The 9,684-nt window shown below is 57.2% G+C and carries 20 protein-coding genes; all 20 read left to right on the top strand.

What is annotated here, in order from left to right; genetic code table 11:
* The first annotated feature begins 195 nt into the window (after nt 1-195).
* Complete coding sequence (locus AC13E3_RS13125) at nt 196-393, top strand: hypothetical protein (protein WP_136630092.1); 198 nt, start codon at nt 196-198, stop codon at nt 391-393.
* A 19-nt stretch (nt 394-412) separates the two neighbouring features.
* Nucleotides 413-679, top strand: coding sequence for a hypothetical protein (locus AC13E3_RS13120; RefSeq protein WP_136630091.1), 267 nt, complete (start codon nt 413-415; stop codon nt 677-679).
* 11 nt (nt 680-690) lie between these two features.
* On the top strand, nt 691-963 hold the full coding sequence (locus AC13E3_RS13115; protein WP_482902115.1) for a hypothetical protein: 273 nt from the start codon (nt 691-693) through the stop codon (nt 961-963).
* A 62-nt stretch (nt 964-1,025) separates the two neighbouring features.
* The gene (locus tag AC13E3_RS13110) at nt 1,026-1,331 is read left to right on the top strand and encodes a hypothetical protein (RefSeq protein WP_136630089.1); all 306 of its coding nucleotides are present in this window, start codon (nt 1,026-1,028) and stop codon (nt 1,329-1,331) included.
* Between the two features lie 221 nt (nt 1,332-1,552).
* Nucleotides 1,553-1,834 carry a hypothetical protein gene (locus AC13E3_RS13105; protein WP_136630088.1) on the top strand — a complete coding sequence of 94 codons (282 nt, stop codon included), beginning with the start codon at nt 1,553-1,555 and terminating at the stop codon, nt 1,832-1,834.
* A 65-nt stretch (nt 1,835-1,899) separates the two neighbouring features.
* Nucleotides 1,900-2,037, top strand: a complete 138-nt coding sequence (locus AC13E3_RS13100) for a hypothetical protein (RefSeq protein ID WP_482902114.1) — start codon at nt 1,900-1,902, stop codon at nt 2,035-2,037.
* A 47-nt stretch (nt 2,038-2,084) separates the two neighbouring features.
* Entirely contained in the window at nt 2,085-2,300 is a 216-nt protein-coding gene (locus AC13E3_RS13095; protein WP_482902113.1) for a hypothetical protein, read from the top strand.
* Nucleotides 2,301-2,667: 367 nt separating this feature from the next.
* Nucleotides 2,668-3,102, top strand: a complete 435-nt coding sequence (locus tag AC13E3_RS13090) for a hypothetical protein (RefSeq protein ID WP_136630086.1) — start codon at nt 2,668-2,670, stop codon at nt 3,100-3,102.
* 3 nt (nt 3,103-3,105) lie between these two features.
* A complete protein-coding gene (locus tag AC13E3_RS13085) occupies nt 3,106-3,573 on the top strand; it encodes a hypothetical protein (RefSeq protein WP_153637287.1) in 468 nt (155 codons plus the stop codon).
* Between the two features lie 167 nt (nt 3,574-3,740).
* Complete coding sequence (locus tag AC13E3_RS13080; RefSeq protein ID WP_136630084.1) at nt 3,741-4,088, top strand: hypothetical protein; 348 nt, start codon at nt 3,741-3,743, stop codon at nt 4,086-4,088.
* A 92-nt stretch (nt 4,089-4,180) separates the two neighbouring features.
* Nucleotides 4,181-4,417: a hypothetical protein gene (locus AC13E3_RS13075; RefSeq protein WP_136630083.1), complete on the top strand. Its 237-nt coding sequence runs from the start codon at nt 4,181-4,183 to the stop codon at nt 4,415-4,417.
* 3 nt (nt 4,418-4,420) lie between these two features.
* On the top strand, nt 4,421-4,723 hold the full coding sequence (locus tag AC13E3_RS13070; protein ID WP_136630082.1) for a hypothetical protein: 303 nt from the start codon (nt 4,421-4,423) through the stop codon (nt 4,721-4,723).
* A 58-nt stretch (nt 4,724-4,781) separates the two neighbouring features.
* The gene (locus tag AC13E3_RS13065; protein WP_136630081.1) at nt 4,782-5,117 is read left to right on the top strand and encodes a hypothetical protein; all 336 of its coding nucleotides are present in this window, start codon (nt 4,782-4,784) and stop codon (nt 5,115-5,117) included.
* Between the two features lie 213 nt (nt 5,118-5,330).
* Nucleotides 5,331-6,227 (top strand): ArdC family protein, encoded by an 897-nt coding sequence (locus AC13E3_RS13060; RefSeq protein WP_482902112.1) that lies wholly within the window; start codon nt 5,331-5,333, stop codon nt 6,225-6,227.
* A gap of 214 nt (nt 6,228-6,441) precedes the next feature.
* Entirely contained in the window at nt 6,442-6,942 is a 501-nt protein-coding gene (locus AC13E3_RS13055) for a hypothetical protein (RefSeq protein WP_136630079.1), read from the top strand.
* A gap of 22 nt (nt 6,943-6,964) precedes the next feature.
* The gene (locus AC13E3_RS13050; RefSeq protein WP_136630078.1) at nt 6,965-7,666 is read left to right on the top strand and encodes a hypothetical protein; all 702 of its coding nucleotides are present in this window, start codon (nt 6,965-6,967) and stop codon (nt 7,664-7,666) included.
* A gap of 222 nt (nt 7,667-7,888) precedes the next feature.
* Entirely contained in the window at nt 7,889-8,164 is a 276-nt protein-coding gene (locus tag AC13E3_RS13045; RefSeq protein ID WP_136630077.1) for a hypothetical protein, read from the top strand.
* Nucleotides 8,161-8,523: a hypothetical protein gene (locus AC13E3_RS13040; RefSeq protein WP_136630076.1), complete on the top strand. Its 363-nt coding sequence runs from the start codon at nt 8,161-8,163 to the stop codon at nt 8,521-8,523. Before AC13E3_RS13045 ends, AC13E3_RS13040 begins: the two co-directional genes overlap by 4 nt.
* A 244-nt stretch (nt 8,524-8,767) precedes the next feature.
* Nucleotides 8,768-9,307, top strand: coding sequence for an HD domain-containing protein (locus AC13E3_RS13035; protein WP_482902111.1), 540 nt, complete (start codon nt 8,768-8,770; stop codon nt 9,305-9,307).
* A gap of 48 nt (nt 9,308-9,355) precedes the next feature.
* A complete protein-coding gene (locus AC13E3_RS13030; protein ID WP_482902110.1) occupies nt 9,356-9,658 on the top strand; it encodes a hypothetical protein in 303 nt (100 codons plus the stop codon).
* The last annotated feature ends 26 nt before the right edge of the window (nt 9,659-9,684 follow it).

Here is a 9,684-nt window from a genome sequence, read left to right as displayed (position 1 = left end):
GAGCCCGATGGCTCCCCCCTATCCCGATTGTCTGGCGTTCCGCCATCCGGGGCCTGCGGCCCTTTGATGTGCACTCAGGCCGGTTGGCTACGCCACGGCTGCGCCGCGGGGAAATAACACTATATACACCTTGCATGGTGTGCTGTGTCTGGTAAAATGGTTTTCAGGTTAGGCAAACGCAGGCAGGAGAATCAGATGGCACAGGCCAACATTCAGTACGGCTTGAAAGTTACTCGCTGTCCGGACGCTATGCGCTGGTATTCCTCTCATATCGGAGAAACGTTCCCGTTGCTGGCGGAGTACAGCGACGAGTTCAAAACCCGTGAGCCGGCAGGCTATACCAATTTCATCCTGAAAACCGACTGCGAAGTGGTCGAACTCACCAGCGAATAATACAGGCAGGAGAAACCTCATGACTCAGGTAATCGATGAGCGCGTACTGAAAATCTACCGTGACCGCATTGCGTTCGTTCAGAACAGCAATGTCACCGTGAGCGTTGACCGCTCACTCCCGACCGTTTCCATTGATCCGGAAGACGGCGAAGGCTTTTTCATGCAGGAGAGCGAGGCTCAGACCTTTCTCGATGAGGCCGATCGCGTTTACGAGGAGCTGCAGGAAGTTTCCTTCGATGAGGCCTGCATGGCAGTCGCCTCCCCTTACGTAGACCTCATGGCATAAGGAGCGCCCCGATGAACTCACTCAATCCCAGAATGGTCAAAACCAACGTGAAGGACTTCAAGATCCTGACCAAGAACCGGGTACCGCTCGGACACCAGATGGACGCCATGCGTGCCCTGAAGGTCTGGAAGGAAGACGAGAAAACCAGGAAGGGTTGGATCAGTCAGAAGCGCAAATCCTTCACTGCAGCGCTCCGGGAGTTCCGCGATCTCTACGACGCCAAAGAGTACTACATGGCCTTTGGCAAATATGACGACAGCATCGAAGTCTTCTATCGCACCTGATCACCTTTACCCACCCCGCCGGGCCCGGCCCGGCTAACTCTCAATCAGCACAGGAACGATATATGCGAGACTTTCTCATTGTTGGGCATGTCGACGGTTGCCAGACCGTTACCCGGAAGATTTCAGCCCAATCACTGGCCTACGCCAAGACCGCGCTGAAAAACGCTCTACTGGAGCCGTTCATTGACGAGATCGAGGGATCTGCAGAAGACGTTGAGCTTCCAGAGTTCTATTGTGACTTCGCCGCACCGATGGACTCGATCCCAACACTGGACGCCAGTCAGGTCGGGTCTCTCGGTTTTAACGAGGAAGACGACGATCCGGTTGGATGTCCCATGCCGTGGCTGGAGAGTCCCGAGCCGGCCTGAACCTTCCGGATCACCCAGACGCCCGCGAATGCGGGCTTTTTTGTGTGTGGCGTTCCGCCAGCCCAGGGCCTGCGGCCCTTCTTGTGTGCACTGAGGCCGGTTGGCTACGCCACGGCTGCGCCGTGAAAAATAACTCACTGATACACCTTGCACGGTGTACGTATTCCGCTATAATAGTACTCAGGTTAGGCAAACAAATAACGACAGGCAGGAGAAACACCATGATTTCCATCGGAACCCTCGAAAAAAGCGTTAACACCTTCGCCAACAAACTGCGTAAGGCCGGTCACGAAGTAGAGGTTAAGGCCTTTCGCTCCGGCACCATGACCGGTTGCAACACCCAGGGCGTCTCCAACGTGGAGCTGACCGTGGACAAGCAGACCGTCCGCTTCATGGCCAACGGCTACGGCGACATCTACAAGCGCGATATCGGTGGCACGTTCATGACCTGGACTGAGATGAAGCAAGAGGCCATCAAGAAACTGAACCTGAGCGTCGCCTGACGGCGCTCAGTCACCAGATCGGCCCAACAGTTACCAGGCAATCAAACACAGGCAGGAGAAGTACGATGGAAATGAACCGGATTCTCGAAATGATCGACTCAGCAGCTAATGCCACGGCTGGCGAAGTTCTGGTACTCACCGCTGGCGAGTACGATTCCTATCGCATTGTGGCCGTGGTTCGCGTCTGCCGTGACGTAACGTAAACCTGCGCCCGCTGGCGGACGCCTTCCTTTCAAGCGTGAACGGCCGCATGGATCAACCTTTTGACAGCTTCGGTGAAGTTGAGTTTGTCGACTTCCTGGAAGCCGAGGGTGCGGTTGAGCGCATCCAGAGCCGCAACGTGCATGTGGCGGACGACTCTGAGTGCGTACTCAATACGCCACGGTTCGACCCGGCACCGGAGAGCGACCCCGACGCCCTCCCCTACGAATGGGCCGAGGAGCACTATGAGCGGCGGCTGTCGTGAAGTGGATGCACCAGGGGCATAACTCCGATCCGGAGTGGCCCCAGGCGGACGACGAAGATTACGAGGATCTGCTGTTCGGCTGAGTGCCGGCCAGCATCACAGTTTCGGTCGAGCGGCCAATCCTGCCGCCTAAAACCAGGCCACTCGACCACCCTATAACCTGCCGACCTTGCCCGCCTTGCGCGGGCCTTTTTTTGCCTGGCGTTCCGCCAGCCGGGGCGCAAGCGCCCTTATGTGTGCACTGAGGCCGTTTGGCTACGCCGCGGCTGTCGCCGTGAGAATTCAGACTATATACACCTTGCATGGTGTTTTAGTGCTGGTAAAATGGTTCTCAGGTTAGGCAAACAAACACAGGCAGGCACCCAACATGTCTTACAGAATCTCCGACCGGATCAAAGAAATCACCACGCCGAGCGTCGCGCAGGAATTCGCCGCGGCCGCTGATCCCCGGGCGTTCTGCATCGAGGCCATGGGCATCCTGCCCAGTCACCCCCATGCCGATCACTGGATCTCAAAGGCCATGGCGGCGTTCAACAAGCTCAACGGCAAAACCACAAAGGCCCCGGCCTCCCAGAGCAAAGGCCACAACTCCGCTTCCTACACACTCAAGCAGTGCCAGAGCACCGGCACCTACTGGGCGGAAACCGAAGTGAAATGGGATCGGAAGTTCGGGAAGTGTGACCGTCGCACCATGGTCAAGCACAACACCGTCTACACCCGTAGCGCCCTCAAGCAATGGGGCAAGCGCAATGGCGTTGCGGTAGATGCTGCCGACCTTCACAAAATGCCCTCGGAGGTTTAAGCCATGGCGATCGTACGCACGGCTCAAGTGGGAACCCCCATCAGCTTCTGGTTCGAGGATCAGACCTATGTGGGTCGCATTGTGGCCGTCAACGAGACCTCACTGAGTGTCGATGCCGTGATCTCCGGCAAAGTATGCCGAGCGATCGTAGGGCCCGACCAGTTCGAAGGTATCCTGTCCTTCACTGAGGCCCAGGCGGAATGCCCCACCCTGTTCCCGGCCGATCTGACCACCCTCAGGGCTGGCACCCCAGTTCGTTTTAACCATCAGGGCCAAGAGATCCTTGGCAGCCTGATCCGGGTGAACAAGCGCAGCCTGACGGTGGACGCGGCAATTGCCGACAAGCCGACACGGACGAAGGTCTCCCTCGAGGACATTCATGGCCTGCTCGAGCATGACGAGGCCGCCAAAGAAGATCCCGCCCAGTTCGCCCCGAACGTCCTCGGAATCCCTGCACCCATTACCCACTGAATAGGCGCTTTGCGCCGGGCCTTTGGCCCTTTGTTGTGCACTGAGGCCGGTTGGCTACGCCACGGCTGTCGCCGTGAAATATTCAATACATACACCTTGCATGGTGTACTGCCTCTGGTAAAATGGTTCTCAGGTTAGGCAAACAAGCACAGACAGGAGAACACCCCATGATGACTTTGACCCTCAAGAACACCAAGAGCCCGTTGACCAATATGCTCGTTCGCATCGTTGAGAAAGGCGATGGCTATGGTCAGTACAACCGCAAGACCGGTGAGCACGCTCTCACCAACGAAAAATCCGAGCCCTTGGTTGAGTTCTATGACCTCGATAACGATCACGGCCCGTTCGGCCAATTTGTTTCCCGCTACAAAATGAAGACCTTGCTTGAGCGCGAAGAAGGCGGCATCTGCCTCGATGGTGGCGAGCCGAAGTGGAACGTCAACGCCAACGAAATGAACGAGGTTCGCCGCTTCCTCAGGGCCGCTCGGGAACAGCTCACCGCCGATCTCGCTTAAGGACTCTCAATACACCGGCCCTGATGTGCGGGGCCGGTACTGACCCCCAGAGCGAACAATCCGCACAGTGTATTGAGCCAGGAGCAGACCACATGGCAACCATCAAAGCGACCGCCCACGCCATCCAGTGGGATGTAGACGAGCCCGGAGACCTTGCGCACCTTCCCGACCGGGTAAACGTGACGATTTACATCGAAGGCACCGAAAGCACCATCAGTGCCGAAGAAATCGATGACGCCATCAGTGACGCCATCACCAACGAAACCGGCTTTTGCCACAAGGGCTTTGCCGTCAGCCATTGCGACCTTATCGAAGATCAGGAGAAGTAACCCATGAAAGAATTTGTATCCCCCCAGGGCAACGAGATCATCGGCACCCTTGAAACCGTCCCGGGGGTTGCACTTATTGATATGGACAGCGCCAGCCTCGAAGGCGACACCCTGCAGTTCGACTATGACGGACAAACGGACATTCAGTGGAACGAACAGAAAACGGTTCGCCGGAGTGGCCATCGGGTATTCGTTGATGACCGCGACAACGAGTTCACCGAGGATCAGTTGCACTTCATTGACCTTGAGAATGGTATCACCACGCCAACGCCGGTATTCCCCGATCGGGTAAAGCCCGCAGAGTAATCCATCAATGGGGGCGGCCTAACGACTCAGGCCTCCCCCGCAAGCGAGGATCCCATACATGAAGCTCAAACGTCGCGACCAATCCCTGAGGCTTTCCCAGACCATCGCCGGTACCCGGTTCCCGATGAATCTCGGAACTCGGTGCAAAACCCTCCGTTGGCACAATCCGATGCTCTACAGAAAACGCGATCCAAGAACGTTCAAAACCTATATCCCATTCTCTATTCGGGGCAGCTTCGAATACATCTTTGCCAGCTCGATCCTCGATTCTGATCCAGGAGACGTTCCCAAGCGGATTTACCGCGGCTGCCTGTTCGCCCGGCGCGTGCGCATCAAACCGAACCCGATCAACAATCTGAACCGGATCCGGAATATTTCAGCCCCAACCGTGTAAACCAACCCCCAGCCTGAGCCCGCCGCGAGCGGGTTTTTTTGTGCCTGGCGTTCCGCCAGCCGGGGCCTTCGGCCCTTTGTTGTGCACTGAGGCCGGTTGGCTACGCCACGGCTGCGCCGTGAAAAATAATTCACCGATACACCTTGCGTGGTGTACCGTATTTGATAGAATTATTAACAGGTTAGGCAAACAAAGCAGGCAGGAGACACACCCATGAGCAAGCGAGCTATCGACTCAATCCGCGACCAGATTCTTGAAGCTCTCACCCAGGGCCGCGCACCCTGGCAAAAAGGTTGGAAACCGGGCCGGGGTGTACTTCAGCCCCTGAACGGTAAGACCGGCCGCCAGTACACCGGGTGGGCCAATATCGTTTCACTGTTCTTCAGCGCCGAGTTTAACGCTTATAGCTCCCCGCGCTGGGTAACCTTCAAGCAGGCCAAAGAAGCCGGCGTATCCGTCAAGAAGGGCGAGAAAGGCACCCATGTCGAGTTCTGGAAGTCTTACATCCCGAAGAAGGCCAAAGAGCAGATCGAAGCGGACGAGGACGAGAAGGGCCGCAAGCGCCTCGCGTGTAAGGTCTACACCGTGTTCAATGAGGACCAACTCGACGGGCCACTGGCGGACGCACCTGAAGCGGAAACCGTCAGCCGTAACATTCAGTTTGTGCTCGACATGGCCAAAGCCGCCGGCGTAAAGCTCGCCTTCGGTGGGGGTGATCAGGCTTACTACCGTCCCGGTCTGGACATGGTACGCAGCCCCAACCTTGACCAGTACGTGAGCGAAGAAGAAGCCATAGCCACCCTTTGCCACGAGTTCATCCACTGGACCGGGGGTAAGGGCCGTCTGGATCGTGACACCAGCTGCTACGCCACTGAGGAACTGGTAGCCGAGGCGGGTGCATGGCTGCTGGCGGTGGAACTGGGCCTGCCCTTCACTCCGCAGAACTCCGTCAACTACCTCGCCAGCTGGGCCAGCAAGACCAAAGACCCCGAGAAGGCCCTCGACAAGGCGTTGAGCGACGCTCAGAAAGCGGCCCGCTATCTGGCGGACGCAGCCAAAAAAGCGGGCCTGCTGGACGAAGCGCCCGAAGCTCTGCCGGTGGCGGCTTGATCCACTCAGCAACACGGGGCGTCAGGTGGCGCCCCGATACCCTGACCTTTCCCTCATTGGTCGCTACGCGCCCTTTTTGTGTGCACTGAGGCCGGTTGGCTACGCCACGGCTGTCGCCGTGAGACTTAACACTATATACACCTTGCATGGTGTACGGTGTCTGGTAAAATGGTTTCCAGGTTAGGCAAATAAACACAGGCAGGAGCACACCCCCATGACACAGCAAGAATCCATCACCGTTTACAGCATCCCTTCAGGCATGGGCGGCGTTCATACCGTTTCCATCGTTGAGGACATGGGCGAGCAGGTGAAGGTTCGCATCTGGTACGGCCGCCCTTCCCCGACCGGCTGGGAGAGCTGGGGCGAGTGGGACGGACAGACCCGCATCGTTGATCGCGCCTCACTGACCGGCGAGCGCACCCAGAAACTGGTACGCCTTCCCGAGGACACATCTGCAGGCTGGATGTTCTGCCAGCCCTATGAGGCCGAAAACTATAACCCTGAAAACGTGGTGGCCAAGTACATCCACGCTTTCCACGAAGGAGAGCTCTACCGGATGTATGAGATCGATGAAAACAGCCAGTCGATCAAGGAATACCGGGTTGACCCCAGTGAGCTCAGCGAGGCTCACAAAGAACAAGCCAAAGCGGTTCGCCACGAGTGCACCGGCTATCAAGTGAAAGTATGGGAGCGCGGCCAGACAGCGGCCGCCTAATCCCCCGTTCTGGAGAACCAAAATGACACCCGCTGACAAAGATCAGGCCCTACATACAATTCTCGCCGCCCTGCGCACCTATCAGGAGCTAGGCTATGGGGATCCGGATATCCGCCCGAACGACATTCACGACATTGCCACCAACGGTGGCGACCAAATCTCCATGGACAACGCAGGCATTGAAGAGCTTTGCCAGATGCTGAACTTCGGTGACCTTGAGTTGACGCACAAAGACGAGCGGACCACAAGCCAAGGTCCCTTCACCGTCACCCAGGGCGATGACTCCACCCGGCTCGATATCGGCATTACCGGGCTCGGCGGTGTTCAGCTCAATCGCACCGGCGAAGGTCTGGTCATTGATGTAACCGGGCAGGATGAGGAAAACCCGGTTATCGGTTCCCTCGCCCTGCTGGAAAGTGACTTCACCACCCTTTCAGATGAACAGCAGCCCAATTCCGGCCTTCTGGTACCAGTAACGCTGAACACCTTTGACGTCGAGGGCAACCAGGTCGACACACAGTCCATGGATCTGCCCGGCCACCAGGTGTCCGATATTATCGACCATGCTTCTCAGCTGGTGGTTGTCATGCGTGACATGGGAGCTGGTAACTCCGGCATTGAGGCCTTCGATCAGGTTTACAGCCAGCTCGAAGAGGCCATCACCACGGCCAAGATTGTCGACCCCTGTGACCGGCCCTTGCCCACCCTGCATTTGATGCCCTGAACATCCATCCCGTTCGATCCTTTGCCCGCATGAGCGGGTTTTTTTTGTGCCTGGCCGTTGGCCAGCCGGGGCGCGGGGCGCCCTTTGTTGTGCACTGAGGCCGTTTGGCTACACCACGGCTGTCGCCGCGGGTTTTCGGACTATATACACCTTGCAGGGTGTCTTATTGCTGGTAAAATGGTTCTCAGGTTAGGCAAACAAATACAGGCAGGAGAACACCCCATGAGCAATGAACCCACCTTCAAGCTGGCGGTTGAGCTGACCGCCTCCCAGATCGAGGCAATGGCTTCCCTGATTGAATCCGGTGCCGATGATCTGCAAGAGAAGATCGCCTCAGAGTCGGACTACACCGCCGAGGACATAGCCGGTGCAAATGAGCAGATCAAGGACGCCAACAAGGGCATCGAGATCATCAAGCAGGCGCTGGCAGATAATTGCAACGAGATTCTGGCCATGTTCGGCCTCGGCTATCAGAACTCACAGGAGGCTGGCCAATGAGCACTCGCAACGCCCACACCAGTCGCACCATCGGAATCGTTGGCCGTTTCCAGCAGTCAGCCGTAATCGCAGAGATGCTGCGCAAAGTACAGCACATCGACGAGAGCGCCATTCAGATTGTCGTTGAGCCGGAACACAAGGTTGTCACCCTCCATGACATTTTCGACCCGCAGGCCTCCGTACACCTGCATGGCATGGAAGCGGACAACTTCCTGGCCAGCAGCCGAAAGCTCGCCCAAAAGGTCGGCCTGAGCTATCGGGACGCCCAGAAAGCCGCCGCCTACGATTACCGGCAGCTCATGATTTCCAACGCGCAAGCTCGCGCCACCCAGCCGTTCAAGATTCGCCGCGCCGGTTGAACCAAATGCCCCATCCATCCCTTACCCACCGATCAGTAACCCGGGAGCCCTGCTCCCGGTAGGAGGGCTTCGCCCTTTTCGTGTGCACTGAGGCCGGTTGGCTACGCCACGGCTGCGCCGCGAAAACTTCCACCCCCAGAATCTGGTGAAATTTGATACAATGGAATCCTTATCTAGCCAAGTGCAATAATTTTATCGAATAATACAACTTTAGATTCAGGGCAAAGCTGTAATGAGGGGCTTCATGGGATTCGATCCAACACTACTGGCCAGGCGGACAGCCGATGAGGCGCACCGCTCCATTGGACAGGTCCGCAAAGGTTCCGGCGCTCCCTACATCACGCATTGTGACGCGGTGGCCGGACTGGTTCGCCAGCACGGCGGCACCTTCTCAATGATTGAGGCGGCATTTCTACACGACACTCTGGAGGACACCCCGCTCACTGAGAACGACATTCTGGAGATGTTCGGGCCTGCGGTTTTGGATCTGGTTAAAGCGGTGACGTCTATCAGCAAGCCGGAGGATGGCAATCGCGCCACCCGCAAGGCCATTGACCTCAAACATTATGCTTCTGGCGACGCCCGGGCCCAGACCATCAAGCTGGCGGATATCGTGGACAACTTGAGTGATATCTCCACGCTGGATCCGAAGTTCGCCGAAGTCTACATCTGGGAAAAGTACCAACTGGCCCGGGCATTAACCAAAGGGGCTCCCGAGCTGCGGGAGCGGGCAATCGAACTGTGTCTCAAGCACATCAAAGAAATCGGGCTATCCGCGGACTAACCCTCTGCGAATAGCGCCTGCTATATGAACCAGGGGAGCAATCACAACATGCGCAACCTCACAACCGACGAACAGAAAAAGGTCATCCAGATCGCCGAGGCCACCGCCAAACAACGGCACCGCCTCATGGCTATTGAGCCTAAGGGCAATCAATCCCGGTTCTTTCAGGCGCAGGCTGAGTTTCACTCAATGGAAGTCCTGCTGCATCACGGTACCGGCCGGGAGATCCCGGAAGAGACTGTCGAGTTCCTGCAAACGTACAGCGATGACAGTCAGAGCGATTACAAGGCCGAGATCCACGACTTCATACGGGCTGTCGAAAGCGCTACCGGGCGCTCAATCAATCTGTAACCGGTTACCGGTACCCTGAACATCAA

Source organism: Marinobacter sp. L-80, assembly GCF_056859395.1.
Note: the sequence above shows the minus strand (reverse complement) of the source record. Positions and strands in the feature narration are given on the sequence as shown.

Excerpts from the sequence above, each read along its gene's own strand:
- AC13E3_RS13125 (WP_136630092.1), top strand. The coding sequence starts at position 196 with ATGGCACAGGCCAACATTCAGTACGGCTTGAAAGTTACTCGCTGTCCG.
- AC13E3_RS13120 (WP_136630091.1), top strand. The coding sequence starts at position 413 with ATGACTCAGGTAATCGATGAGCGCGTACTGAAAATCTACCGTGACCGC.
- AC13E3_RS13115 (WP_482902115.1), top strand. The coding sequence starts at position 691 with ATGAACTCACTCAATCCCAGAATGGTCAAAACCAACGTGAAGGACTTC.
- AC13E3_RS13110 (WP_136630089.1), top strand. The coding sequence starts at position 1,026 with ATGCGAGACTTTCTCATTGTTGGGCATGTCGACGGTTGCCAGACCGTT.
- AC13E3_RS13105 (WP_136630088.1), top strand. The coding sequence starts at position 1,553 with ATGATTTCCATCGGAACCCTCGAAAAAAGCGTTAACACCTTCGCCAAC.
- AC13E3_RS13100 (WP_482902114.1), top strand. The coding sequence starts at position 1,900 with ATGGAAATGAACCGGATTCTCGAAATGATCGACTCAGCAGCTAATGCC.
- AC13E3_RS13095 (WP_482902113.1), top strand. The coding sequence starts at position 2,085 with ATGGATCAACCTTTTGACAGCTTCGGTGAAGTTGAGTTTGTCGACTTC.
- AC13E3_RS13090 (WP_136630086.1), top strand. The coding sequence starts at position 2,668 with ATGTCTTACAGAATCTCCGACCGGATCAAAGAAATCACCACGCCGAGC.
- AC13E3_RS13085 (WP_153637287.1), top strand. The coding sequence starts at position 3,106 with ATGGCGATCGTACGCACGGCTCAAGTGGGAACCCCCATCAGCTTCTGG.
- AC13E3_RS13080 (WP_136630084.1), top strand. The coding sequence starts at position 3,741 with ATGATGACTTTGACCCTCAAGAACACCAAGAGCCCGTTGACCAATATG.
- AC13E3_RS13075 (WP_136630083.1), top strand. The coding sequence starts at position 4,181 with ATGGCAACCATCAAAGCGACCGCCCACGCCATCCAGTGGGATGTAGAC.
- AC13E3_RS13070 (WP_136630082.1), top strand. The coding sequence starts at position 4,421 with ATGAAAGAATTTGTATCCCCCCAGGGCAACGAGATCATCGGCACCCTT.
- AC13E3_RS13065 (WP_136630081.1), top strand. The coding sequence starts at position 4,782 with ATGAAGCTCAAACGTCGCGACCAATCCCTGAGGCTTTCCCAGACCATC.
- AC13E3_RS13060 (WP_482902112.1), top strand. The coding sequence starts at position 5,331 with ATGAGCAAGCGAGCTATCGACTCAATCCGCGACCAGATTCTTGAAGCT.
- AC13E3_RS13055 (WP_136630079.1), top strand. The coding sequence starts at position 6,442 with ATGACACAGCAAGAATCCATCACCGTTTACAGCATCCCTTCAGGCATG.
- AC13E3_RS13050 (WP_136630078.1), top strand. The coding sequence starts at position 6,965 with ATGACACCCGCTGACAAAGATCAGGCCCTACATACAATTCTCGCCGCC.
- AC13E3_RS13045 (WP_136630077.1), top strand. The coding sequence starts at position 7,889 with ATGAGCAATGAACCCACCTTCAAGCTGGCGGTTGAGCTGACCGCCTCC.
- AC13E3_RS13040 (WP_136630076.1), top strand. The coding sequence starts at position 8,161 with ATGAGCACTCGCAACGCCCACACCAGTCGCACCATCGGAATCGTTGGC.
- AC13E3_RS13035 (WP_482902111.1), top strand. The coding sequence starts at position 8,768 with ATGGGATTCGATCCAACACTACTGGCCAGGCGGACAGCCGATGAGGCG.
- AC13E3_RS13030 (WP_482902110.1), top strand. The coding sequence starts at position 9,356 with ATGCGCAACCTCACAACCGACGAACAGAAAAAGGTCATCCAGATCGCC.